Origin of the sequence: Ornithinibacillus halotolerans, from assembly GCF_014637405.1 — a bacterium.
Classification (GTDB): domain Bacteria; phylum Bacillota; class Bacilli; order Bacillales; family Amphibacillaceae; genus Ornithinibacillus; species Ornithinibacillus halotolerans.
This window is the reverse complement of the sequence record NZ_BMEY01000008.1, coordinates 56,072-80,535: the sequence shown is the minus strand read 5'-3', so window position 1 is coordinate 80,535 and position 24,464 is coordinate 56,072. Positions and strand designations below refer to the sequence as shown.

The following is a 24,464-nucleotide window of genomic DNA, read 5'->3' as shown; positions in this document are numbered from 1 at the left end:
GAGTTCTCATTCTTCATTTTAAGCTTGAATCATGGTCAAAATGAAAGATGGGGAGCTGTCATACATCATTTCGAGTCCCTTTCATCAAGAAAATGAAGTATGGAGAGCTGTCATACATCATTTCAAGTCCCTTCCATTAAGAAAATGAAGTATGAGAAGCTGTCATACATCATTTCAAGTCCTTTTCATTAAGAAAATGAAGAATGGGAAGCTCCCAAACATCGTTTCATGCACTACCCAACTCGAAAATGAAATATAAGCTCATCCCATTCATCATTTTACATAGGAGTCATAATCAAAATGAAGAAGGAAGCAAAACATACATGAAGCGAACTCTCAACTACCAAAGCCATATTTACCCTAAAACTTTTCAAAATCAGAAAATATGGCTAGAATAGTAATACAAGAAAAATTATCCAGTTACCTAAATAGATAATATAAAAACCATTTCTAGCATAAAGTAGCAATGGAGAGGGGACATGTTATATGAAAAGGGCCCGAATTATTTACAATCCGACATCAGGTAGAGAAGCATTTAAGAAGGAATTGCCAGCAGTACTAGAAAAATTAGAACAAGCAGGATATGAAGCATCAGCCCATGCAACAACCGGAGAAGGTGATGCAAGAGAAGCTGCACGTATAGCGGTTGAAAGAGAATATGATATTGTCATTGCTGCCGGTGGTGATGGAACGATTAACGAGGTAGTCAATGGCCTTGCAGAACAAGACTATCGACCGAGGCTAGGGGTTATTCCAGTGGGTACAACTAATGACTTTGCTAGAGCATTAACGATTCCACGTGATAGTATCCAAAAAGCTGTAGATGTCATTATTGAAAATCATTCTATGCTTCTCGATATTGGTAAAGTAAATGAACAATACTTTATTAATATAGCTGGTGGAGGAAAACTGACGGAACTAACATATGATGTACCAATAAAATTAAAAACAATGCTAGGACAGCTAGCCTATTACGTTAAAGGGATAGAAATGCTGCCATCATTAAAACCAGCTAAAGTAAAGATTGAATATGATGGAAATATGATCGAAGAAGATATTATGTTATTCTTAATTTCCAATACCAATTCTGTTGGTGGATTTGAAAAATTAGCTCCTGACGCTTGTCTGGATGATGGATACTTTGACTTACTTATTCTACGGAAAACAAATCTAGCTGAGTTTGTGCGAATTGCAGGTTTAGCAGCAAGAGGTGCACATTTAGAGGATAATCACGTAATTTATGCAAAAGCTAAACATATCAAAGTTACCCCCGAAGATAAAATGCAATTAAATATTGATGGAGAGTATGGCGGACTATTACCAGGTGAATTCCGTAATCTCCAACAACATATTGATATTTTTGTTCCGAAAACCTACTTAGAGCGGGAGACTACTGAATAATTGGTAGTCTCCTTTGTTCATGATAAGATTAAATAATAATTTGCACGTAAAGGAAGATACATATATGGCTAAACAAAAAGCTCCAGTTAAAAAGAATGAAACAATTACGATTCGCTTTGAAAATCTAACCCACGAAGGAAATGGAGTAGGAAAAATTGAAGGTTATCCACTATTTGTTCCATATGGATTGCCGGGAGAAGAAGCAATCGTAAAAGTGGTAAAAGTAAATAAAAACTTTGGCTTCGGAAAATTATTAGAAGTGAAAAATGCTAGTCCAGAGCGCGTGGAACCTCCATGTGATGTGTTTTATAAATGTGGTGGGTGCCAAATTCAACATATGAGTTACAATCTACAACTATCGATGAAGCAACAACAAGTGAAAAATGTCATGAGGAAAATTGCACATCTAGATCATGTTCCGGTGCATCCTACAATTGGTATGGAGGATCCATGGCGATATCGTAATAAAGTAGCAATCCCTGTTGGGGAAAAGGATGGGGAATTAATTACTGGATTCTATCAAATGCGCTCTCACAATATAATTGAAGATATGGATACATGTATTGTGCAAGAAGACTTAAATGATCGGATGGTTGAAGCGGTTCGTCGTATTGCTAATCGGGTTGGTATTGAGGCTTATGATGAGAAAAGTCATACCGGAGTACTTCGCCATATTATGGTTCGTACTGGAAAAGAAACGAAGGAAACGATGATTGTACTTATTACACGCACGAAGGAACTACCTCATGCAAAGGAATTTATTCGAGAGCTGACAGAGACTTATCCTAACGTAAAATCAATTATCCATAACATAAATCCTACAAAAACAAATGTCATTTTAGGAGAGAAGACGAACGTGTTATGGGGCCAAGAATATATTTATGATTCGATTGGTTCTGTTCGTTTTGCTATATCAGCTAAGTCATTCTATCAGGTTAACCCGACACAAACGAAGCACCTTTATGAAAAGGCACTGGAATATGCAGCAATCGATGAAGAGGATACAGTGATTGATGCTTATTGTGGAATTGGGACAATCTCATTATTTTTAGCACAAAAGGCAAAGAAAGTGTATGGAGTAGAAGTTGTTCCTGAAGCAATTGATGATGCACGAGTCAATGCCAAGTTAAATGGAATGACTAATGTGGAATTTGCAGTTGGAACGGCAGAAGAAGTCATGCCAAAGTGGAAAGAAGAAGGTTTACGACCGGATGTAATCGTCGTTGATCCACCACGTAAAGGCTGTGATGAAGGATTGCTCCAAGCAATGATTGAAATGGGGCCGAAGCGGATTGTATACGTCTCTTGTAATCCATCAACCTTAGCTCGTGATTTACGCATATTAGAAGATGGTGGGTATGGAACGAAAGAAGTGCAACCGGTGGATATGTTCCCGCAGAGTATGCATATTGAGAGTGTGGCTTGGCTTGAGAAAAAGTTGTAGATCTCGAATAAACTCTTGGCAATCATAATAAACTCTTGCTAACTTCACCACCAATTCTGTAAGAATAAACATTTGCTTTTTCAATATAAAACTCAACAATTACTCGGATAATAGATGAATGAATGGGGGAGAAAAGAGTTCTTTTTCTTCCCTTTTATTTTTGTCCTAACCCTTGCCGTCATTGGGTTTATCCAATATCGAACTCAATAACAAATCCATACTAACCCAATACTTTTCTCTTTTTTCTTCATATCTTTTCTCGATTATTTTCTTCCCTCTATTATGGCAGAACTTTATTCCAACTCCGAAAAAACCATGAAAAAACAGCCGAAAAAGGCCCGAAAACCGACCGATTTTAATCCAAAATTGGATAAAAATGAGGGGTCTGTAGCAAAACTTTATTATGACTCGAACGGTGGAATGCGGGTTGGAGGGGCGGAAAAAAGGAGGAGTTTATTATGGTTGTACAGGAATTGTAGATCAATAATAAACACTTGACTGTCAAAATAAACTCTTGCTAACTTCACCACCAATTCTGTCATAATAAACAATTGCTTTTTCAATAATAAATCCAATAATATCTCGGGTTTTCCTCAACAGGATCCCGAGTTTTTTCCTGCCTTTTCGATATCTTTTCGACCTTTATATTCTCAACACCCTACTAAATATGATCTCAATATTCCCTTTCCATAAATGTTTGTAGGTCAATTGTTATTTCTTGGTCCGATGTAGTACCTTGAACTATGATAAGCAAAGCAGTATAATTTGTATGAAAAGTAATACTTAATATATTCGGTTGTACAAATAAGAGATAAAATATATTTACAATGGGAAAGGCGGAATTATAATGGCACATCCAGAGGGAAAACATATTTTTGGGACGGTGAAAGTCGGTACTAAAGGACAAATTGTCATTCCAAAAGAAGCAAGAGATATATTTAATATTAAACCAGGTGACTCTTTACTAATGCTAGGTGATGAGAAACAAGGTATAGCACTAGTTAAACAAGAAGCGTTCTTTGAATTAGCTGAAGCGATTTTAAATTCAAAACCTATAAAAGTATCGGATGAGGAATCGGAATGATATATGTTGTAGTAATAATACTGCTGCTAATAACATTAATTGGATCTTACTTTTACACGAATATGACATACATGAAGAAACCATTAACAAAAATGTACAATAAAGGATTTACTGAAAAGCAAATAAAATTAAAAGATGGTACTGTATTAAATTATGGTGAAGGACCAAGTAACGGAAAAACACCACTGCTATTAATTCACGGACAAGCTATGATGTGGGAAGATTATGCAAAAGTATTGCCTGAAATTTCAGAGCACTACCATGTTTATGCGGTTGATTGTCATGGTCATGGAGAATCCGATTGGAATCCTGAAAAATATTCAGCTAAGGCAATGGCCAAGGATTTTGCAGAATTTATCGAAGTAGAGATTTGTGATAAAGTAGTTTTATCAGGTCATTCGTCTGGTGGTATGATTGCAGCATGGTTGGCGGCCCATTACCCTGAATTAGTGCTAGGCACAGTGATTGAGGACTCACCTTTCTTCGCAACAGAACTAAATCGACGAGAAAACACCTATGTGTGGGTATATGGATTTCAAATGTATGAAGATTATAAGAATCAACATGGAGTGAAAGATTATTTTGCTTATTCTTTAGAGCACAGTTACTGGAAGAAGTTATTTGGAAATTTTCTCTGGAATAAATTTTCGAAAGATGCTATCAGGTATCGTGAGAAACACCCAAATGAGCCAGTACATTTAGTGTATTTACCTCCACAAATTAATAGAATATTTGAATCTGAAACGTATACTTATGACCGTAAATTCGGAGAAACATTTTATGATCATTCATGGTTTGAAGATTACAATCAATCAGAAGTGTTATCAAAAATCAAAAGTCCTACTGTATTCATTAAAGCTAAAACATCTTATGATGGAGACTTATTAGTAGCAGCTTTATCAGATGAAGATGCAGATCGGGTTATTGAATTATTGGATAATGGTAAGAGAGTAGATGTTGATACACCTGGACATGATATTCACTACGACAAGCCAAAGGAATTTACGGGGATTTTGGTTAGTTTTTTAAAAGAATTGTAAAATTTAGGTGTACTAATCCCACCAGAACTTTTTATCTTATAAATCTTGTTATTTCTTTACTGTAATTTTCACATTTTTTTCATTGCTATATCCTTGGGTTAATAATGTAAAAAGGAAATGGCAGTAATAGATGAGGCAATGCAGCATGGAAAGCATACAACCTTTAACTTTTTAAACGAGGGGAATTCAGATGAAAGAAAACAAATATGATGATGATATATTTTTTCAAAAATATAGTCAGATGAGTCGCTCACTACAGGGATTGGCTGGTGCAGGAGAATGGGAAACATTGAAAAAGCTGCTGCCGGATTTTAAAGATAAGCGTGTGCTTGATTTAGGATGTGGCTATGGATGGCACTGTATTTATGCGATGGAACACGGTGCTTCTTCTGTTGTAGGTGTTGATATTTCTCATAAAATGCTTGAAGTAGCAAAAGAAAAAACTCATTTTCCAGAAGTTGAATATGAATGCTGTGCCATAGAGGATGTGGATTTTCCAGAGGAGAGCTTTGATGTAATATTAAGTTCACTTGCGTTTCATTATATAGAAGACTATGAGGATTTGATTAATAACTTGTATAAAATGTTAAAACCAAATGGAACACTTATTTTTACGGTTGAACACCCTGTTTTTACTTCCTATGGAACACAAGACTGGTATTATAACGAAAAAGGAGAAATTCTGCATTTCCCAGTGGATAATTATTATTATGAGGGAAAACGGACAACTGTATTTTTGGGAGAAAAGGTTACAAAATATCATAGAACACTGACCACATATCTAAATACACTGCTTTCAAATGGTTTTATAATAAATCAGATTGTGGAGCCACAACCGCCAAAAAATATGATGAATATTCCAAGTATGAAGGATGAAATGCGACGCCCTATGATGTTGATTGTCTCGGCTAAAAAGAGAAAGTAATTTGTTCGCTCAATATAAAATTTAGTATAGGGGGATAAAGAAGCAAGATTTCTTTGTTGAAAAAGATACAAAAATGCCGGCTGCTTTAGTCATTTTTTTAGCTCGAGTTTTCCTAAATAGAATCCTAGTTTTTCATCCCTTTCCAATATCTTCTCAATACAGTTATGTCCTAACTCATTCATATTACTGGGTTTATCCAATATCCCACTCAATATAATCTCAATAACAAATCAATACTCATTTTATTAATAATCATAAGGGTGGAAGTAGATAATCTAACGAGAATGAATTATCTACTTCCGAGTGTTTTTTATTTATTACAGAGTGTTTTTAAATGGTAACTGATTACTTCCTTCACCATTTCTGGAGTATACACATCTGGTCTTAACAAAGCATGAAATGACATCCCTTCAATCAATGCAGATAACCGACTTCTCTCTAAATCTACATTAACTGAATCCAATAATATTCCTTTTTGAGTTAATATCTCTAACATTGAATTTGCTAGGACATATGTACCATCAGTCAATTCGTCTTTCTTTTCTTTTAATGCATCACTCGTAAGAGAACGGAGTGCAAAAATCCACCAAACACTCGTTTCAATTTTCTTTTCTTCATCGATTGGTACTAGCTCTAGTAAAACTTCCTCAACGGCCTTTAATGGATCTTTTGACCATTCTTTATGATCAGAGCGTTTTTTTCCTGCATCAAAGAAGTAGTCCATAATAAACAAGAGCATTTCATCCTGAGTTGAGAAGTAATGTCTTAAAGCACCAGAAGACATGCCGGCTTCTGCTGCAACCTTTCGTATAGATGCTTTTTCAATTCCTTCGTTTTTAATTATCTTCCATGCAGCTTCAGCAATTAATTTTCTTTTTTGCTCATGATTAACTATTTTGGGCATAGAAAACCACTTCCTTTTTTAATACAGTGTGTTATTATCTTTTTAGCACAGTGTGTTATTATGATAATATCACACTATATAAAGGGGGACTAATTATTTGATTGAATTAATTGAAACAATGATGCCTTCCTCATCAATAGATATATCCTTAGCCCTACTAATTATTTCCATATGTGCCTTAGTTGATATATTAAGTCCTGGTGTGCTAGCTATTACGGGCTATTTATTACTTACACAACCTAATCAGCTATCTTCTCGTCTATTTGTATTTTTACTTGTTATTCAGTTAGGTTATTTCATGATTGGTTTATTACTGTACTTTGGTGGAGATACACTATTGGAGTTGATTGGAAAATTATCTGAATTTGATTTTATAAATTGGTTCTATACTATTACGGGAACACTTCTTGTTTTAATTAGCTTCATAAAACCAAAAGACAGCACAATAGAACGTCTTACGTCATGGATTCCAAGACAGACAACAATTAAGGGAATAATTATTTTGGGTATTATTGTGTTTCTTATTGAATTTGTAACGGCATTGCCTTATTTCTATTCGGTTTTTTTATTAAATCATCTGTCGATTAATTCTTTCTCTTCTATATTTGTAATAATTGGGTACAATCTTGTAATGGTGTTACCTTCCTTATTATTGTTAGGAATTAGTATTGTGTTTAACGATAAACTGCAGCACTTTCTGAAAAATATAAGAACAAAATTAAATGAAGTACCGATTACTTCACTATTAGTAGCAATAGGTGTAATAGGTGCAGTTTTTTTCAATATTGGTATTCGTGGGATTTTAAGTTAAAAATATTAAACGAGGTGTATAAACATGAAAGAGATTATTAGTGGAATTAGTTTACTACTCCTAATTCAAGGAGTGGGAGGTTTAATCAATCATTTAACCAATGGTGGGAAAAGTTGGTTTTTAGTGAATTACATTGAGGCGTTTCAAGGTTGGGAAATTGTTATAGACATTTTGTTGATTGTTATTGGTGGGATTATTGGTTTATTTTCCATAAAAAAATCTAGTTTATCTTAGCGTTATTAGCGTAAGACTAAAAATGTAATAGTGATGATGATGGTTACGAAAATGTATGTACCAGGCAAGAGGTGAAAAAATGAATCAACAGAAAAAAGCATTACATGAGGGTTTAGCAAATTTTCCAGGAAGATGGCTTGGGGGAATTTCTTAAATCGTAGCTCCCATCCTATTAGTTATTTCTGCTTTGCTGAGAATAAGATTTAATTTCTTTTTCCCAGATCAGCTAGCTGCTTATAATACACATCCGACCTTAATGCTTATATCCTATAGTCTTTTTTTGATTGGAACAATTCTACTATTTCCAGCTGTTTTAATACTTGTACAATTAATTAGTAATAAAAAACCACGTTTAGGTTTTTGGGGTGGCTTATTAGTCATTGTTGGTCTATTTGCAAGAGCGTTCCACTCGGGAGTAGATCATTTCGCTTTTCAAATTGTAAGAAGTACAGACGTTGACGTTGCTACAAACCTTGTAGGAGATTTTTATGGCATGTTCCATGTTGTTAATATATTAAATTTCTCTATCTTTTTTGGATGGATTGTATTAGCTATAGGAGCATATGCGTCTAAAGTTTTTGGATGGTTTCGTTCGCTTGCTCTAGGAGTGATGTTTACCTTAGCGTTAGGGGTGCTAAAAGGAACAAATATGACAACGATTATTTCATTAACTGGGCTCTGCATCGCACTTCTTCCATTGGGCGTTGAAGTTTTAATAAATGGTAGTAGGCCTAAATTGAAAACGGTTCTGTTTTACGTAGTTATTATTGTTTTGGTACTCGGTTCGTGGTTATTCATGAGTGAGATGGAAAGACCAAATTAACTAAAACTCTATATAGAAATCAGAGATTGGTTTGGATGTATAAACATATCTATTTCACAAATCAGAGACATACCAGACGGAATACGTGTTTCTCTTTTATCATTGAAATCATTATTTCTATTATGTAGATCTCGAATAAACTCTTGGCAACCATAATAAACTCTTGCTGCTTGCACCACCAATTCTGTCATAATAAACATTTGCTTTTTCAATAAAAAACTCAATAATATCTCGGGTTTTCCTCACCAGGAGCCCGATTTTTTCATGTGTTTTCCAATATCTTTTCAATGCAGTTATGTTCCTAAATCCTTGTCATTACTGGGTTTATCCAATATCCAATTCAATAATAAATCAATACTCATTCAATATTTTCTCTTTTCTCTTGATCTCTTTTTTCCATTATTTTTCTTCATTCCATTATCAAATCTTTATTCCAACACCGAAAAAACCATGAAAAAACAGCCGAAAAAGGCCCGAAAAACGACCGATTTTAATCCAAAATTGGATAAAAATGAGGGGTCTGTAGCAAAACTTTATTATGACTCGAACGGTGGAATGCGGGTTGGAGGGGTTGGATTTAGCAGGAGTTTAATTTGGTTGTATAGAAAGTGTCTAACTAAAATAAACATTTCCGATTCCAACCCCGACTTCGTTAAAATAAACATTTCCAATTTTGGGGTCTAAACCAATAACTTCTGTTTTTTTTCCAATAAGAACCCGGGATTTTTTCAATTCCATAATAAAGTCCAAAATAAAGAAAAGAGGTGAAAATACAATCTTTTTTCCATCATTTTTATGAACTTAGACTCTAATATAGAAAAGAGAAAGAAACAAATGCAAATAAATTTACGTAATATTAACACAAATCACTCAGAGATTATATTAGATTATTAAAACAAAAGTCTCTCAATTATTCGAGAGACTTTTTACTTTAGTTATTCACAGTATTTTTTACTGAAGTGAGCGTTAAAAAGTAATAACCAAGGTAAATGATAAAATACGCTAGAATGGTTATAACAATTGGAATAGTTAAGTTCATTCCTATTAAAACAGAAAAAATGTTTGAAGCTATTTGTAATATTACAATCCCATGAATAATACCAATTGTGAGTGGTAATCCAAACACAAAAATAATTTGCTTTCTTATAGTAGCGTTTACTTCTTTCTTACTAACTCCAATTTTGCGTAAAATCTCATACCGGTTTCTATCTTCGTGTGCTTCTGTTAATTGTTTAAAATATATAATGCTGCCAGTTGCTGCAAGAAAAACAAGTCCTAAAAATCCTAAAATAAACAGGTTTAATCCACCCGATTCCAGCCCTTTTCTATATATATTGTAAAAGGTGGTTAATTGCATATCTTCACTAACTAACTTTTGTAATTGAACGGTAGTATCCTTTGTCGTTTTTTCATCTGCTACTTCATATGTTTTAATGGTTACAGGAGTTACTTGAGTTGCAATTTCAGAGAACAGTTGGTCACTAACTACAATGGTGAAATCTGGATAGCTCCATGGAATAATTCTGTCCTCTACCATTGAGCTAAATGCTAAGTCAAGTTCTTTATTTGGCAATTGTAATGTAACTGTATGTTCTTCATAATCAATGGAAGTATATTCGGTTAAAAGAGGTTGAATGCCAATTGTTTGATTGCCGGTAAGCTGAATATTACTTCCTCTATCTAATATTTTTAATGCCTCATTATACTTTTTTTCAGATACTATTTTTATCGGTCCGTCTTCTAAATAATCCTGTAGAATTGGGTTAGAAACTTCCCCATTTACGCTAATAACAGGGATATCTATTTGCCCATTAATCGAGTGTTCTGTATCTGATTGGATAATTTTTTCTATATGCTTGTCAACTGAATTACTCGTAGATATATGCATATAGCTGAAAGGTGCTTCTTTTTCTGCTTGTTTTTCATTCGTATAATAAAAGCTGTAACCGACAGATATAGCACTTATTGTAACGGCACTAAGTAATGCTATAATAGTAAGCGTACGAGCATTGCCATTAATACGATAAAGTAGCTGAGAGATTCCAACTAAATTTGTCCCATTATAATAAATTGTTTTTTTCTTTTGTAGTTGTCTTAGTATATAAATGGTTAAGAATCTAAATAGTAAATACGTACCTACCACGATACTAATTAAATATAATCCAAGGTTTACAAGTAATTGTACATCTGAAGTTGGTGATTGAAATCCAATCCAATAACTAAAACCAATTAAAATGATTGAAGTTATTGCAGCTATAAAAGATGTTCTAGGTGCATGTTCTCCTTCCTTTTCTGCCCGAAATAACTCGATTAATTTAAAACGATAGATCAAACGATAAGCATTAAAGGATGTAAATAAGGAGATAATCATAAAGACAATAATTGTATTGAGAATTGCTTCAATGGATACTTCAAAGCTAACTTCAACTGGTGTATCCAACAATCTAAGCACAATCATGGTGAACAGTTTCGATAGTATGGTTCCGAGTATAACTCCGATTATAATCGCTATACCACCCATGATTATATTTTCATAAAAAAGCATTTTACCGATTGTTTTTTTCCTTAAACCTAAAAGGGAATATAATCCTACTTCTCTCTTTCGTTTTTTTGTAAAGAATGAATTTGAATAAAGAATAAATATTGCCACAAATAATATTAGTACAACGGAACCAGCAATAAAGATATTAAGTAAACTATTTTCTGATTCAATGGCCATTTGTACTTCCGGGCTGTATTGCAAGGATACAAATGTATAGTAAATAACAACACTGAATACCATTGATATAAAATAGAGTAAGTAACTTTTAAAGTTCCCAATAACGTTTTTTTTCGCTAAATTAAATAGAGTCACTTTGTCCACCCCCAAGTGCAGAGAGTACATCTAAAACTTTTTGGAAAAATTCTTTACGAGAACCCTTTCCTTTGACAAGTTCTGTAAACATTTTGCCATCTTTAATGAAAATCACTCTATCACAGTAGCTCGCAGCGAATGCGTCATGGGTGACTAGAAGGATAGTTGCTTTATCTACCTCACTTAATCCTTTTAAACTCTCCAACAAATCTGTTGCTGATTTAGAATCCAATGCACCAGTAGGTTCATCTGCTAAAAGTAAGCTCGGTTTTGATATGATTGCACGTGAAACAGCTGTACGCTGCTTTTGGCCACCAGAAATTTGATATGGATATTTGTCTAATATCGGACTTATCCCAAACTTATTTGCTACTTCAAGTACTCTATGCTCTAATTCATTCGGATCTACTTTGGCTAATGCTAAGGGCAATATGATATTTTCTTTAACCGTTAATGTATCTAGCAAATTATAATCTTGGAAAATAAAACCAAGTTTATCACTACGAAAGGCTGCTAATTGTTCCTCATTCATATTTACAATACTTGTCCCATCAATATTAATGTCACCAGAAGTCGGTTGATCAATAGTTGCTAAAACATTAAGAAGTGTTGATTTGCCAGCACCAGAAGGACCCATAATACCTACAAATTCACCCTCCTGTACCTCTAAATCTATATTATCTAATGCAGTAAACACATTTCCTTTTGTTCCGTATACTTTTTTAATTTTCTTCGCATCTACAATTGTCCTCATTTATTTAAATCCTCCATAGAAATCATTTACTTTCATGTTTTTTATTCTACCGTAAGTAACTATTATTTAACCTTACAGTTTTACCTCGCAACCTTACAATTTTGAAAGAATGGTACAAAAATACGAAGTATAATACTAATATTAGTATTATGAAATGATTTCTTATATAAATGCCATACTTATACTAACTAATTAATGGAGTGTTAAAAATGAAAGTTATGATTATTGAAGATGATCAAGCGATAAGAGAAATGCTGGGAGAGTCTCTTGAAAAATGGAATTATGATGTTGTTATGTTAAATACATTTGAAAATATATTAGAAGATTACCTTAATGCACAACCAAATATTTTATTGCTGGATATTAACTTACCCTTATTTGATGGATTTTACTGGTGTAATAAGATTAGGGAAGTGTCAAAAGTTCCTATTATATTTATTTCTTCCAGGGATTCAACTATGGATATGATAATGGCGATGAACATGGGAGGTGATGATTTTATTCAAAAGCCATTTGATACGGAAGTGCTTATTGCTAAAATAAACGCCCTTTTACGTCGTTCGTATTCCTACAGTGATACACAATCAAACGTAATAGAACATAATGAGCTTATATTAAATTTAAATGATTGGGTTATCTCTTGTAGGGACGAAAAGGCAGAGTTAACAAAAACAGAATTTATCATTCTTCGTCTCCTAATGAAGCATACAGGAAGGATTGTTAGCCGAAATAAAATCATGCGTACTCTTTGGAAAAATGAACATTTCATTGATGACAATACTCTATCCGTCAATATTACCCGTTTACGAAAAAAGTTATCTCAATTGGGTAAAGAGAACTTTATTACCACAAAAAAAGGAGAAGGATACTTAATAAAATGAATTTCTTAAAATACATAAAAGATAAACGTTACTTTCTGTGTTTTTACTTGAGTTTAATGTTATTTATTTCTTTAATCTTACTGGTGAGTGTCGAACCGAAAGATGTATGGAGCAATATTGTTTACATTAATATTAGTTGTTTGTTTTTGGCAATTCTATATATTATAATCGGTTATTTTTACCACATGAATTTTTATAAAAAAATAGAGGGAATTATTAATAGTTCCCAGGAAGATGCCCTTACGTTATTACCTGATGCACAGAACCATGAGCAAAAGCTGTATCTTGATCTTTTTAAAAAAATAATGAATATTCAAGACAAACAATTGCAATCGTTATATGACCAGAAAAGAGATCATGAAGAGTATATTATGTCATGGGTTCATGAAATAAAATTACCCATAACCTCTAGTCGCTTGCTTATCGATAACTTCGAGGGGAAAACAGTGGATTATATTGTTAATAAATTTGAAGACGAACTAGATAAAATAGATGACTATGTGGAACAAGCACTTTATTACTCCCGTGTAGATTCATTTGCTAATGATTACTTCGTTACAGAAATTGATTTAAACCAGATAATAAAAAATAGTGTCAAAAAATACTCGAAAATTTTTATTAACAAGCAGATCAGCTTAAATATGGATCATAATCGTGAAAAATTTGTGCATAGTGATAAAAAATGGCTCGGATTTATAATTGACCAACTAATAACGAACTCGTTAAAGTACACAGATAATGGTGGAAATGTTTCCATCCATTTTGAAGAAGACAATAAAGAAAAACGGTTATTTATTCAAGATAATGGAATTGGAATAAAAGTTGAAGATATAAATCGAGTATTTGAAAGAGGTTTTACAGGCTCCATTGGAAGGAACTATAGTAAATCAACGGGGATGGGACTGTATCTTGCTAAAAAACTAGCGAATAAGTTAGGGCATGATCTATCAGTTAATTCGATAGAAGGTGAATTGACCAAGGTTATTATTCATTTTCCAAAAATAACAAATTACTATAACATGTGAATTTATGATTTTTACTTCTAGCACAATTTTATAAATGGTTCTGATTGCTGTGTTCTCATTTTTGTAGGAAGTGTAAGGAATTGTCTGTATTTTCTTTACATTTCTTGTTTCTTAAATTCATTTCTCTACTATGTCTAACTAAAAAATACTCTTGACAACCATAATAAACTTTTGCTAATCGCACCACCCATTCTGTAATAATAAACATTTGCTTTTTCAATATAAAACTCAATAATTACTCGGGTTTTCCTCAATAGGATCCCGAGTTTTTTTTCATGTCTTTTTCAATATCCTTTCAATACAGTTATGTTCCTAAACCATTGACCTTGCAGGGTTTATTCAATATCCCACTCAATATAATTTCAATAACAATTCAATACCCATCCACTATTTTTATCTTTTTTCATCATCTCTTTTTTTCAATATTTATCTCCACTACTTTTCGAAAAAATTTATTCCATTACTGAAAAAAACCATGAAAAAACGGCCGAAAAAGGCTCGAAAAACGATCATTTCTGAACCGAAAATCCTTCAAAATGGGGGTTCCGTAGCAAAACTTTATTATGACTCGAACGGTGGAATGCGGGTTGGAGGGGTGGGGTTTTAGCAGATGATTATTCTTATGGTACAGAAAGTGTCTAACTAAAATAAACTCTTGACAACCATAATAAACTCTTGCTAACTTCACCACCAATTCTGTGATAATAAACCTTTGCTTTTTCAATATAAAACTCATTAAAAATTCGGGTTTTCCTCAACAGGAGCCCGAGTTTTTTCATGCCTTTTTATTAATAGAGTTCAAGATTTCTTCAATACGACTAAATGGTAGAACTTAACGAGTTCGATTTATTAATGTTTTAGTTAGGGAAACGTAAAGTATACACTAGTGTCGTTATGATGTATAATAAAAACGACACTAGTGTATAGTATGATGTTAAATTTGTTATGGAGGTGGGATTTTATGGCCCCGATTGTGAGTGAAGAGTATAAAAGGAAGAAAAAGATAGAATTGATTGAAGCAGCTAGGAAGGTGTTTATTGAGCAAGGATTTGTTCGTACTTCCATGCAAGACATTATGGATGAAGCTGAAGTATCAAGAGGAACATTATATAGCTATTTTAATAATATTGACCATACTTTTATTGAAGTTTTAAAGTATGAAGATCAAAAAAATATAGATTATTTTATACCTTCTAGTGAAATAACTTTATGGGAAAAATTAAAGAACTGGGTTGAAGAATGGCAATTCTATATTGAGAAAATTGATCAAACATTGGTCCATGCAAATACGGAATTCTTCTTGTCTTCCGATTATGTAAAATCTAAAGATGATTCTTCTTATCTTTCTAAACGTTATGTTCGAACAACTGAAGCCATAGAAAAGTTAATCGAAGAAGGTACTCGTACTAAAGAGTTTAAACCACAGCAATCTTCCCGGTCCATTGCAATGTTTATCTTGTCATTTTTGAATGGATTAATGTTAGACACTTACCAGTTGGGAGATGAACAAACCATAGTAAAAGATCAACTGACAGTCTTACTTTATTCTTTAGAAAAATTAATAAATCCAACAATTATAAATAAGGAGTGATTTAATGTTATTTGAATCATCGAGATTGAAGTTAAGAAAAATGACGACGGAAGATACGAAACTATATCATAAATGGAGAAATGATCAGGAAGTGATGCATTCGACTAATCCTTCTTTAGATGTTTATCCGATGGAAACGACAAAGGAATTTGTTGAACAAGTAATTTTAGGCTCACATAGTGCGAAGAGTTACATCATCGTTGAAATAGAAAATGAACGATCAATTGGAGTTGTGTCATTAACAAATATTGATTATAAGAATAGAAATGCCGAGTGTATTATTGATATCGGAGAAAAGGATTATTGGGGGAAAGGTTATGGTTCGGAAGCACTCAAGTTATTGCTGGATTATGCCTTTTACGAAATGAATCTTCATCGGGTTTCTCTTAGAGTATTTTCGTTTAATGATAGAGCAATTCGTATGTATACAAAACTCGGTTTCTGTCAGGAAGGAAACAGTAGACAAAGTTTATTTAGAGATGGCAAGTGGCATGACATTATTTATATGGGAATATTGCAAAATGAATACTTTGAGAAGCGAGTGTAAGGAAATGGAGATAATAGAACTTCCAATTGAATTTGATTTTAATGGACAGAAACAGAAAATTTATCCTAGCTTAATTGTTTTAAATAACGATTTAACATTAGTAGATACTGGTTATGTCAATTTTCTACCCCTAATTGAAAATGAGATTATAAAAAATGGCTATAAAATGAATGATTTAAAGAGTATTATCATTACTCACTATGACGACGATCATATTGGTTCTTTATATGACTTTAAATCAAAATATCCTTGGATAAAAATTATTGCTAGTGAAATAGAGTCAACATTCATTAGCGGTGAAAAAAAGGCGGAAAGGTTAGTTCAAGCTGAAGAAATGTTACCCATGTTAGCAAAGGAAGAAAAGGAGTTCGGCATATGGTTTGTTCAACAATTAAAAAGTTTGAAGCATATTTCAGTCGATACAAAGGTTCGTGATGGTGACAAAATTCTTGACGGACAATGTACGATCATGGAAACACCTGGACATACTTCCGGTCATATTTCCTTATATATTCCTTCAATAAATAGTGTTATTACGGGTGATGCAGCGGTTAATGAGGAGAACAAAATGGTGATTGCAAATCCGCACTTTTGTTTGGATATCGAAAAAGCTGAGCAGTCTTTGAGAAAAATTAAATCTCTCAATCCTAAAAATATCTTTTGTTATCATGGTGGCAAATTAGTGCTTTAAAAGGAGAAAATAATTGGAGGAAGCAACATGAAATATAAAAGATGTTCGGAAGTAGATAGGTCATCCATTCATGAAGCATTTTTGTATGGTTATTCAGATTATGCCATTCCAATGAACATTACAATGGGGCAATTCTTTGAACGATTTTTTGGTCAGGAAGGAAATACATTCCAAGATTCGTTTATTGCATTTGATATCGATGAACCTGTTGGATTGGTGCTTGGCGGTGTAAGAACTTATGGTGGGTACAAAAATTTAAGATGTGGTACATTGTGTGTGAAACCAGAATATCGTGGAGAAGGCGTGAGTCAAGAGTTATTCCGCTTATTTGTTGATAACGGAATTAGTCAGAAATGCGAGCGTTTAAGTTTAGAAGTACTCTCGGAAAATAAGCGTGCCATTCGTTTTTATGAAAAGCAGGGATACAAAAAGAATCATAAACTAATCTATTTCAGTCAAGCACTGGATGCTAATAGATTAAAATTAGATAGACTAAATCGCAAATTAGAAATAGAAGAAGTTGATTTATTTGTTGCCGCCGAAGTAAGGAAGAATATTCTACCTACACATATCAATTGGCAAAACGAAGTGGAATACTTTATGAAAGATCATACTGCTCATCGTTTTGCTGCTTATGTTGGAGAGTCAATAGTCGGAACGTTGGTCATTACATATTCAGGGAAAATATATTTTTTATTTGTAAATGAAGAAGTAAGGCGAAAGGCAATTGCTAGCAGCCTTTTATCCCATTCAATAAAACAATTAAATTTGCAAAAATTAAAGATCAGTATGCCAGATAATATTGATATCGCTGAATTTCTAAGAAAGATTGGATTTAAGAAAGATACAATTGAGCAGTACGAAATGTACAAACTCGTTTAGAAAATAGATTCAGTCTGGATCTATTTTCTTATTCCTTAAGCTCTTTGTTCAAGTATGTAGATATGTGTTTTAAGCAATACTGACTCTGGATTAGGAAGAATTACAGATTAAAGGAGGTACATTAAATGAAATTTGGAAATTACAAGATAGATTCATTTTGGTTAATTATGATAGTAGGAGTTTTAATCGTATCTATTTTTACTCCAATGTTTCTTTTCGCAGCTTTACTTTTATTAATTGTTGGAATAAAAAAAGAGAAATGAATATAATCTGAACCATGTTGTGTGATTTTAACAAAAAAATTTCTACCCAGTTATTGTTATTCTCCAAGTATCTTTTTATCTATGCCTACAATATTAGTTTTGACTGTAGTGCTTTCATTAAAATGATTTCAAGTAGATTTATCAGCTTTTTCGGCTACACTTATACAGGTGATAAAAAAACGATATCCAGATCATTAGTTGAAGATTGGTTAGCTTTAAAATGGTGGGATTGGGACATTGAAGCATTGGAGGAGTATAGATAACGGGGCTTTTACGAAATTAGAGAATAGAATGGAGGGTTCATTTTTTATGAGGATACCATTCCATTAAAGTACTATGTGGTGAGGAAATAAAGAGTTTAAGGGATGGACATTCAAGTTTAATCCATCCCTTATTTTTTAAATCTATAACCCACTCCCCAAATTGTTTCGATAAATTGTGGATTCGAAGGAACAGTTTCAATCTTTTCCCTAATCTTCCTTATATGAACGGTAACAGTATTCACATCCCCAATTGAATCAAAGCCCCAGATTCGCTCCATTAAATGTTCTTTGGTAAAGACGGTGTTTGGATTTGTGGCTAAAAAATTTAAAAGATCAAACTCTTTGGCAGTAAGTGTTTTCTCTTCATCATTCACAAATACACGCCTTGAGTCATTTTGTATACAGAGGCTACCGAATTGAAGGTCATTTTGTTCATAATCCTGATTAACAAGACGGTCATATCTTGAAATATGTGCTTTTACCCTAGCGACCAACTCATTGGGGTTAAAGGGCTTTACAATATAATCATCGGCACCACGATCAAACCCCCGTATTTTATCTATATCTTCTTTTCTAGCTGTTACCATTAGGATAGGTATATCTAATGTTTTCCTTAGTTTTTTGCATAATTCGAACCCATCCATCCCGGGAAGCATTAAATCTAAAAGAATGAGACTATAAGAATTAGTCATGGCGAGTCTCAAACCTTCTTCACCGGTTGTAGCAATATCACTCTCAAATCCATTAACCTCTAAATAATCCCGTTCCAACTCTGCAATATTTCGTTCGTCCTCAATGATTAATACTTTTGGCATTTTTATATCACCTTTTTCAGTGTTAAATAAATACTTGTACCTTTGCCTAATTTACTATCAGCCCAAACAGTTCCCCCGTGTTCTTCAATAATTTTCTTTACAATGGATAGTCCAAGCCCACTACCCCCAGTGGAAGAATTTCTTGAGGCATCGGTACGGTAAAAAATTTCAAAAATAAAGGGAATCGCTTCTTTACTTATACCAATTCCATTATCGCTCATTTTGATAGTTACCGTATCAGGCTGTGAGGATAAAAGGACTTGGATACTTTTATGTTCCTTATCCATATACTTTAGGCTGTTCTGAAGGATATTTGATACGGCACGCCTCAATTTTTCTCTATCAGCCATCACAACATATGAATCGTTTTTCTTCGCTACAAGAGTTGCGGTTCCTTGTTCTTGTTCCAAATTAAATGCTAATTCTTCAATAAAGTCAGCAAAAAATGAATATAAATCCACCTTTTCAAATTGGAATGGCGAACTTTTTAAATCCAACTTAGAATATAAAAATAATTCATCAATGAGTCCATCCATATCATTTGCCGTTTTATAGGTGATGTTTAAATAACGCTCTAACTTTTCTGGAGTATTCGCCACGCCATCCTGAATTCCTTTTATATAGCCTTTTATGGAGGTTAAGGGTGTTTTCAAATCATGAGAAATACTTGCAATTAGCTCATGCCGATTTTTTTCATATTGTAGCTGGGCATCCTTTGCTTCTTTTAGTTTTAAACGCATTCTTTCAAATGTATTACTAAGCTCACCAAGTTCATCCTTCTTGTTGGATTCCACACTATAATCCAAATTACCCTCACTAATTTTATTTGCAGCAACAGATAGCTCCTTAATAGGGATGAGGATACTTTTTAAGACATAGTATGTTAATAATCCATTTGTTACAATTAATACTAAGATCATTGCAATAAATCGAACGCTAATAAACAGGGTTAAATCTTTGCCTGTAGGGTTTCCATTAAAAATGACAAACAGTATGTATCCCCAAATGATTTCTACTAGGAGAAAACCAATAACCGGAATAACAATCACTGCTATATTTGAGAAAATTAATCGCTTTTTTATTGACAAGGTTATCACCTGCTTATGTTCGTTGCTTTATTATAATAAAGATTTGCAAAATTGGAAAACCAAGGCTTTCAAGATTGCTTGACAGCCTTGACTATTTAATCCTTATCAATTAGTTTACTATCTTCCATATATAAAACACGATCAGCAACATGAAGCACTCTTCATCGTGTGTCACCATAATTACTGCTTTATTTTTTGATTTTACTTTATGGGATATCATTTCAACAACCTTTCTACCTCGATCGGAACCAAACTGGCGGTAGGTTTATTTGCTAGCAATATGGAAGGATTATTCAAAAAGACCCAGACGATAGCTACTCTCTGTTTTCACCACCAGGAAGGTTCTTTGGATAATGTTTTAATGGATGACTTATCCCTAAATCCATACATAATTCATTAACTCTTTGTAAATTCGACTTTTTATTCCCAATTCTAATGTCTGCAATGAGCATTAATTGATCTTTTACTTTTATTGTTAGGTAAGGAATTAAATTGGACGATTGAAATATAAACCCAATTTTTTCTGCCTTTACTTATGTTTGTTTGGGCGAATTAAATATTGTTATATCCTCATATACTAACAAGACTTTGCCATTAGCAGGGGTTAACAATAACAAGGCTCGAAGACAGATTTAATTGCCTATGTCACAGTCTTAGAACTTAAAAATTAATACTACCTAAACCATTTCTATTTCTTAAGTAATTCTTAAATGTAACAAACGCATATAAAAATACGCCAATCCCTCATAAAGTGGAAAGAGATAGTGTTTTGAAAAAATGTTTATATTTTACTTTCCTTTAATCTTTAATAATGAACTAGCAATTAACCCCGAAATTAAACCCCAAATAACATTCGTTAACAATACACTAACGATGCCACGAGGATTCGTTAATGGCCCTTGCAAATGACCCGTTAGAATAGGTGATAAGATTCCACTAATAATAATTGCCAATATAGCGTAACCAATCCCCGTAAAAACCAATGTAACGATGGGGTGGGAATCTTGTGTTAAGTATACTGTTGTTATCCAAATGATTGTAATGAGTATTGTTGCCGTTATACTTGCAACTGGCTTACCAAGTGCATCTGATATCCCCAAAATGCTCATAAATGGTCTCACAAGTGCAATTATGGAAAGTGTTGAAATAAGTTTCCAATTTAATGTTTTAAATGTGTTAATGTTTGACATAATTAACTCCTTCTTTCTCCATTTAATATTTTCTACCAGTAGAATACCCTCAATATCTTATAAAAACCTAAAAGAGTTATTAAATATTTCTTAAATATGATTTGTTTTCTAAGGGAGAGAAAAGATGCAACAAGTGATTGTTTACGTGCGATGGAAGCAATTATGAAGCATTTAACTAATAGAGCAGACATTGATAATACCGATATTGTGAAGAGAAAAAATCAAAAACATAACTGTAATAAATTTTATTTTATTCTTGAGTATCTAGTATTTTTTCTTGAAATTATCTATAGTCCATGCTAGTATATACGTCGTATCTAATGTAATTAAACTAAGGAGGGTTGTTAAATATTATGGGAGTAATTAAGACTTACCGTGCTTTGAACATGTAATTTAATACGTTCGAAGGCTCTGTTAATTTCGCTTACAGAGTAAACGGGATAAGTCTGTCCATTTTATTTAACAATCCCCATTAAAATATTTTGTTAAATGAGAGGGAAGGGTGATTATTCACTCTTTCCTTATATTGTTTTTACGATTGAGTATTCGGTTTTTTGGCTTTTCAATGCTAAAAGGCCTGTTTAGTGACGTTTAAATTTCTGTTACGTCGCAATGTCTTTTTGTCTTAATGTAAAATAATTGATTCCGTTTACTGGAAACCACAGATGTCTTTTTCTGTGGTTTTTTTGCGTTATAGTTCAGAGCTGAAAATCAATTATTTTAAGGAAGGATTGTATGATTAATGACAAAAAGAAGGAAAAAATACCAACATACAAAAAGAATTAAAAGAGATTTCCCGAACTTTAGCGGGCAACATTTGCTGAATAACAAAGAAGTTATAAAAGATATTATAAACATTGCTCGTATGTCAAAAGGAGATCTTGTATTAGAATTGGGTGCTGGAAAAGGTGCCATCACTAATGATTTAAGTAATCGATCAAGAAAAGTTCTCGCTGTAGAATACGATCAAAAGTTTATTAAGAAATTAGATCAACTTGAATTAAAAAATACAGTTATAATCAAACAAGACATATTAAAGATTTCGTTACCCCGAGAGCCTTTTATTGTTGTTTCGAATATCCCTTATGCAATCACAACACCAATTATGAAGAAACTCCTTAACAACCCATTAAGTAATTTCCAAAGAGGTGTGCTTTTGATGGAAAAAGGAGCAGCTAAGAGATTCACATCTAATTACGTAAAAGATCCATATGTGATTGCTTGGAGGATGTGGTTTGATATCCGGTATGTAAAAGGAATTTCAAGAAAAAACTTTTCTCCACCACCTAAAGTAGATTCTGCAATGGTTAAGATTAATAGAAAGGCTAATCCGATTGTCCCTTATAGTGATTATTTGGTATTTTGGGGATTGGTTGATTATGTATTGAAAAATCCTCAATTATCGCTCGATTATGGACTAAGGGGTGCATTCACAGTACCACAAATTAAGCGTTTGAAAAGAAATCTTCGGTTAAAAAATGAGATACCAGTTGCAGAACTAACAGAAGAACAATGGGGAATCCTATATGAAACGATGGTAAAGCATGTGCCAAAATTTAGATGGCCGAGGATTAGAAAAGAGAAGTTAAATCATTATTGAAGGAAGAAGTAATTTTAATTAACAACATTTACTATGAGGGAAAGAATGACATATTATGAGCGGTGAAATGGTATTTGAATTCTTATCTCTACAATTCTTCTTTCTACTATGTAGATCTCGAATAAACACCTGACAGTCATAATAAACTCTTGCGAACTTCACCACCATATCTGTAAGAATAAACATTTGCTTTTTTCAATAAAGATTCAATAAATTCTCGGGTTTTCCTCATCAGGAGCCCGAGTTTTTTCATTCCTTTTTCAATATATTTTCAATACTGTTATGTTCCTAAGCATATGATTTCTAAAAAATTTTTTTTAGTTGAGTGGGGGAATTGTAGAAACGGGAATACATGGGGTAACTAACGTTTATAATAACAAGAATTGAATATCCTAATTAATTGGAGGATGTTATTCATGAATATCATAAAAAGATTCTTTACTAGTAGCACGACAACAGCCAACAAGAAGATTGTTGTCGTGTATGTTATATTTCGTGTAATTGCTGTTTTTATGCTTATCAATCAGATTCCTATGCAAAGATGGGGGGATGCTCTTCTTCTTATTCTTACGCTCGTTTTATTTGCTATCCCGCAACTTGTGGAACGAGTGTTTAAAATTGAAATACCTAACTTATTGGAGCTAATTATAATAGTCTTTATTTTTAGTTCGACTATTCTGGGAGAACTGAGTGATTTTTACGGTTACTTTAAAATGTGGGATACGGCACTTCATACGCTAAATGGATTTCTAGCGGCAGGTATCGGTTTTTCCCTTGTCTATCTGTTAAATAGGAATGCAGAGGGGATGAATTTGAGCCCAATATTTCTAGCGATAGTAACCTTCTTTTTTTCTATGACCGTTGGCGTAATGTGGGAGTTTTTTGAATACTCCGCAGACCGATGGGGGAATCTCGATATGCAGAAAGACAGAATTGTTCAGGAAATTAGCAGTGTAAGTATTGATGTAGAAAGCAATGCAGTTTATCGGATTGAGGATATTCAACGTACAGTTATTGAAAGTAAGGACCCTTCAGGAGATATTATTGAAACCGTTATAGATCACGGATATCTTGATATTGGAATTATTGATACAATGAAGGACTTATTTGTCAACTTGATTGGTGCTATTGTCTTCAGTGTGCTTGGCTATCTATATGCTCGGCATGACCAAAAAAAAATAGGTTTGTTCGGAATTTCATACCTAAAAAAGGGAAGTCAGAGTGAGAAATATTTTCTGTTCAAAAGATGGAACTTCCTCTTCCACGAAGGGGTGCAATTAATGAAAAGGAAAGGGACATTCATATTAGTAATATAAAATATGAAATGTCCTATTATTTAATTTGAATGATTAAA

At 33.2% G+C, this 24,464-nt stretch carries 26 protein-coding genes; 19 read left to right on the top strand and 7 right to left on the bottom strand.

Annotated elements, in window-relative coordinates:
* Window positions 1-486 precede the first annotated feature (486 nt).
* The 5 genes from IEV35_RS09540 to IEV35_RS09520 all read left to right on the top strand — a co-directional run bounded on the left by IEV35_RS09540 (window position 487) and on the right by IEV35_RS09520 (window position 5,894).
* Window positions 487-1,401, top strand: coding sequence for a diacylglycerol kinase (locus tag IEV35_RS09540; protein ID WP_188384425.1), 915 nt, complete (start codon window positions 487-489; stop codon window positions 1,399-1,401).
* 64 nt (window positions 1,402-1,465) lie between these two features.
* Entirely contained in the window at window positions 1,466-2,845 is a 1,380-nt protein-coding gene (gene rlmD / locus IEV35_RS09535) for a 23S rRNA (uracil(1939)-C(5))-methyltransferase RlmD (RefSeq protein ID WP_188384424.1), read from the top strand.
* Between the two features lie 847 nt (window positions 2,846-3,692).
* Complete coding sequence (locus IEV35_RS09530) at window positions 3,693-3,929, top strand: AbrB/MazE/SpoVT family DNA-binding domain-containing protein (RefSeq protein ID WP_077318144.1); 237 nt, start codon at window positions 3,693-3,695, stop codon at window positions 3,927-3,929.
* Between the two features lie 71 nt (window positions 3,930-4,000).
* Complete coding sequence (locus tag IEV35_RS09525; RefSeq protein ID WP_229740707.1) at window positions 4,001-4,969, top strand: alpha/beta fold hydrolase; 969 nt, start codon at window positions 4,001-4,003, stop codon at window positions 4,967-4,969.
* A gap of 190 nt (window positions 4,970-5,159) precedes the next feature.
* On the top strand, window positions 5,160-5,894 hold the full coding sequence (locus IEV35_RS09520; RefSeq protein WP_121448723.1) for a class I SAM-dependent methyltransferase: 735 nt from the start codon (window positions 5,160-5,162) through the stop codon (window positions 5,892-5,894).
* A 310-nt stretch (window positions 5,895-6,204) separates the two neighbouring features.
* Here the strand turns inward: IEV35_RS09520 and IEV35_RS09515 are convergent, their stop codons facing one another.
* Window positions 6,205-6,798: a TetR/AcrR family transcriptional regulator gene (locus IEV35_RS09515; RefSeq protein ID WP_188384422.1), complete on the bottom strand. Its 594-nt coding sequence runs from the start codon at window positions 6,796-6,798 to the stop codon at window positions 6,205-6,207.
* Window positions 6,799-6,895: 97 nt separating this feature from the next.
* Here IEV35_RS09515 and IEV35_RS09510 point away from each other — a divergent pair, with 97 nt between their 5' ends.
* From IEV35_RS09510 to IEV35_RS09500, 3 genes are all read left to right on the top strand, one after another.
* Window positions 6,896-7,609: a GAP family protein gene (locus IEV35_RS09510; RefSeq protein WP_188384421.1), complete on the top strand. Its 714-nt coding sequence runs from the start codon at window positions 6,896-6,898 to the stop codon at window positions 7,607-7,609.
* A gap of 24 nt (window positions 7,610-7,633) precedes the next feature.
* Window positions 7,634-7,843: a hypothetical protein gene (locus IEV35_RS09505; RefSeq protein WP_188384420.1), complete on the top strand. Its 210-nt coding sequence runs from the start codon at window positions 7,634-7,636 to the stop codon at window positions 7,841-7,843.
* Between the two features lie 280 nt (window positions 7,844-8,123).
* Complete coding sequence (locus IEV35_RS09500) at window positions 8,124-8,666, top strand: hypothetical protein (protein WP_229740706.1); 543 nt, start codon at window positions 8,124-8,126, stop codon at window positions 8,664-8,666.
* A gap of 8 nt (window positions 8,667-8,674) precedes the next feature.
* Here IEV35_RS09500 and IEV35_RS09495 read toward each other — a convergent pair whose 3' ends face one another.
* The 3 genes from IEV35_RS09495 to IEV35_RS09485 form a co-directional block, all read right to left on the bottom strand.
* Window positions 8,675-8,878 carry a hypothetical protein gene (locus IEV35_RS09495; protein ID WP_188384419.1) on the bottom strand — a complete coding sequence of 68 codons (204 nt, stop codon included), beginning with the start codon at window positions 8,876-8,878 and terminating at the stop codon, window positions 8,675-8,677.
* Window positions 8,879-9,597: 719 nt separating this feature from the next.
* Complete coding sequence (locus IEV35_RS09490; RefSeq protein WP_188384418.1) at window positions 9,598-11,520, bottom strand: FtsX-like permease family protein; 1,923 nt, start codon at window positions 11,518-11,520, stop codon at window positions 9,598-9,600.
* Window positions 11,507-12,274 (bottom strand): ABC transporter ATP-binding protein, encoded by a 768-nt coding sequence (locus tag IEV35_RS09485; RefSeq protein ID WP_188384417.1) that lies wholly within the window; start codon window positions 12,272-12,274, stop codon window positions 11,507-11,509. Before IEV35_RS09485 ends, IEV35_RS09490 begins: the two co-directional genes overlap by 14 nt.
* 209 nt (window positions 12,275-12,483) lie before the next feature.
* On the opposite strand from IEV35_RS09485, the gene IEV35_RS09480 reads away from it, so the two are divergent.
* From IEV35_RS09480 to IEV35_RS09445, 8 genes are all read left to right on the top strand, one after another.
* Window positions 12,484-13,155 (top strand): response regulator transcription factor, encoded by a 672-nt coding sequence (locus IEV35_RS09480; protein ID WP_188384416.1) that lies wholly within the window; start codon window positions 12,484-12,486, stop codon window positions 13,153-13,155.
* The gene (locus IEV35_RS09475) at window positions 13,152-14,180 is read left to right on the top strand and encodes a sensor histidine kinase (RefSeq protein ID WP_188384415.1); all 1,029 of its coding nucleotides are present in this window, start codon (window positions 13,152-13,154) and stop codon (window positions 14,178-14,180) included. The genes IEV35_RS09480 and IEV35_RS09475 overlap by 4 nt, the downstream gene beginning before the upstream one ends.
* A gap of 961 nt (window positions 14,181-15,141) precedes the next feature.
* Window positions 15,142-15,771 carry a TetR/AcrR family transcriptional regulator gene (locus tag IEV35_RS09470; protein ID WP_188384414.1) on the top strand — a complete coding sequence of 210 codons (630 nt, stop codon included), beginning with the start codon at window positions 15,142-15,144 and terminating at the stop codon, window positions 15,769-15,771.
* Between the two features lie 4 nt (window positions 15,772-15,775).
* Window positions 15,776-16,318, top strand: coding sequence for a GNAT family N-acetyltransferase (locus IEV35_RS09465; protein ID WP_188384413.1), 543 nt, complete (start codon window positions 15,776-15,778; stop codon window positions 16,316-16,318).
* Window positions 16,319-16,322: 4 nt separating this feature from the next.
* A complete protein-coding gene (locus IEV35_RS09460; protein ID WP_077318893.1) occupies window positions 16,323-17,009 on the top strand; it encodes an MBL fold metallo-hydrolase in 687 nt (228 codons plus the stop codon).
* Between the two features lie 27 nt (window positions 17,010-17,036).
* Window positions 17,037-17,891: a GNAT family N-acetyltransferase gene (locus IEV35_RS09455; RefSeq protein ID WP_188384412.1), complete on the top strand. Its 855-nt coding sequence runs from the start codon at window positions 17,037-17,039 to the stop codon at window positions 17,889-17,891.
* A gap of 125 nt (window positions 17,892-18,016) precedes the next feature.
* Window positions 18,017-18,154, top strand: a complete 138-nt coding sequence (locus IEV35_RS09450; protein ID WP_179104277.1) for a hypothetical protein — start codon at window positions 18,017-18,019, stop codon at window positions 18,152-18,154.
* A gap of 122 nt (window positions 18,155-18,276) precedes the next feature.
* Window positions 18,277-18,417 (top strand): hypothetical protein, encoded by a 141-nt coding sequence (locus IEV35_RS09445; RefSeq protein ID WP_188384411.1) that lies wholly within the window; start codon window positions 18,277-18,279, stop codon window positions 18,415-18,417.
* Window positions 18,418-18,545: 128 nt separating this feature from the next.
* On the opposite strand, the gene IEV35_RS09440 is transcribed toward IEV35_RS09445, so the two are convergent.
* The 3 genes from IEV35_RS09440 to IEV35_RS09430 all read right to left on the bottom strand — a co-directional run bounded on the left by IEV35_RS09440 (window position 18,546) and on the right by IEV35_RS09430 (window position 21,510).
* On the bottom strand, window positions 18,546-19,232 hold the full coding sequence (locus IEV35_RS09440; protein ID WP_077318124.1) for a response regulator transcription factor: 687 nt from the start codon (window positions 19,230-19,232) through the stop codon (window positions 18,546-18,548).
* Window positions 19,233-19,234: 2 nt separating this feature from the next.
* A complete protein-coding gene (locus IEV35_RS09435; protein WP_229740705.1) occupies window positions 19,235-20,329 on the bottom strand; it encodes a sensor histidine kinase in 1,095 nt (364 codons plus the stop codon).
* A 779-nt stretch (window positions 20,330-21,108) separates the two neighbouring features.
* On the bottom strand, window positions 21,109-21,510 hold the full coding sequence (locus IEV35_RS09430; protein WP_077318122.1) for a hypothetical protein: 402 nt from the start codon (window positions 21,508-21,510) through the stop codon (window positions 21,109-21,111).
* 96 nt (window positions 21,511-21,606) lie between these two features.
* On the opposite strand from IEV35_RS09430, the gene IEV35_RS09425 reads away from it, so the two are divergent.
* The 3 genes from IEV35_RS09425 (at window position 21,607) to IEV35_RS09415 (ending at window position 24,426) form a co-directional block, all read left to right on the top strand.
* Window positions 21,607-21,813: a hypothetical protein gene (locus IEV35_RS09425; RefSeq protein ID WP_188384410.1), complete on the top strand. Its 207-nt coding sequence runs from the start codon at window positions 21,607-21,609 to the stop codon at window positions 21,811-21,813.
* 439 nt (window positions 21,814-22,252) lie between these two features.
* Complete coding sequence (erm, locus tag IEV35_RS09420) at window positions 22,253-23,110, top strand: 23S ribosomal RNA methyltransferase Erm (RefSeq protein WP_077318121.1); 858 nt, start codon at window positions 22,253-22,255, stop codon at window positions 23,108-23,110.
* Between the two features lie 416 nt (window positions 23,111-23,526).
* Window positions 23,527-24,426, top strand: a complete 900-nt coding sequence (locus IEV35_RS09415) for a DUF2238 domain-containing protein (RefSeq protein ID WP_229740704.1) — start codon at window positions 23,527-23,529, stop codon at window positions 24,424-24,426.
* Window positions 24,427-24,464 lie beyond the last annotated feature (38 nt).

Coding starts and splice junctions, on each gene's coding strand:
- IEV35_RS09530 (WP_077318144.1), top strand. CDS start 3,693: ATGGCACATCCAGAGGGAAAACATATTTTTGGGACGGTGAAAGTCGGT.
- IEV35_RS09520 (WP_121448723.1), top strand. CDS start 5,160: ATGAAAGAAAACAAATATGATGATGATATATTTTTTCAAAAATATAGT.
- IEV35_RS09470 (WP_188384414.1), top strand. CDS start 15,142: ATGGCCCCGATTGTGAGTGAAGAGTATAAAAGGAAGAAAAAGATAGAA.
- IEV35_RS09430 (WP_077318122.1), bottom strand. CDS start 21,510: ATGTCAAACATTAACACATTTAAAACATTAAATTGGAAACTTATTTCA.
- IEV35_RS09440 (WP_077318124.1), bottom strand. CDS start 19,232: ATGCCAAAAGTATTAATCATTGAGGACGAACGAAATATTGCAGAGTTG.
- IEV35_RS09505 (WP_188384420.1), top strand. CDS start 7,634: ATGAAAGAGATTATTAGTGGAATTAGTTTACTACTCCTAATTCAAGGA.
- IEV35_RS09415 (WP_229740704.1), top strand. CDS start 23,527: ATGAATATCATAAAAAGATTCTTTACTAGTAGCACGACAACAGCCAAC.
- IEV35_RS09460 (WP_077318893.1), top strand. CDS start 16,323: ATGGAGATAATAGAACTTCCAATTGAATTTGATTTTAATGGACAGAAA.
- erm (WP_077318121.1), top strand. CDS start 22,253: ATGACAAAAAGAAGGAAAAAATACCAACATACAAAAAGAATTAAAAGA.
- IEV35_RS09450 (WP_179104277.1), top strand. CDS start 18,017: ATGAAATTTGGAAATTACAAGATAGATTCATTTTGGTTAATTATGATA.
- IEV35_RS09465 (WP_188384413.1), top strand. CDS start 15,776: ATGTTATTTGAATCATCGAGATTGAAGTTAAGAAAAATGACGACGGAA.
- IEV35_RS09425 (WP_188384410.1), top strand. CDS start 21,607: ATGATTTGTTTTCTAAGGGAGAGAAAAGATGCAACAAGTGATTGTTTA.
- IEV35_RS09475 (WP_188384415.1), top strand. CDS start 13,152: ATGAATTTCTTAAAATACATAAAAGATAAACGTTACTTTCTGTGTTTT.
- IEV35_RS09525 (WP_229740707.1), top strand. CDS start 4,001: ATGAAGAAACCATTAACAAAAATGTACAATAAAGGATTTACTGAAAAG.
- IEV35_RS09485 (WP_188384417.1), bottom strand. CDS start 12,274: ATGAGGACAATTGTAGATGCGAAGAAAATTAAAAAAGTATACGGAACA.
- IEV35_RS09455 (WP_188384412.1), top strand. CDS start 17,037: ATGAAATATAAAAGATGTTCGGAAGTAGATAGGTCATCCATTCATGAA.
- IEV35_RS09480 (WP_188384416.1), top strand. CDS start 12,484: ATGAAAGTTATGATTATTGAAGATGATCAAGCGATAAGAGAAATGCTG.
- rlmD (WP_188384424.1), top strand. CDS start 1,466: ATGGCTAAACAAAAAGCTCCAGTTAAAAAGAATGAAACAATTACGATT.
- IEV35_RS09515 (WP_188384422.1), bottom strand. CDS start 6,798: ATGCCCAAAATAGTTAATCATGAGCAAAAAAGAAAATTAATTGCTGAA.
- IEV35_RS09540 (WP_188384425.1), top strand. CDS start 487: ATGAAAAGGGCCCGAATTATTTACAATCCGACATCAGGTAGAGAAGCA.
- IEV35_RS09445 (WP_188384411.1), top strand. CDS start 18,277: ATGATTTCAAGTAGATTTATCAGCTTTTTCGGCTACACTTATACAGGT.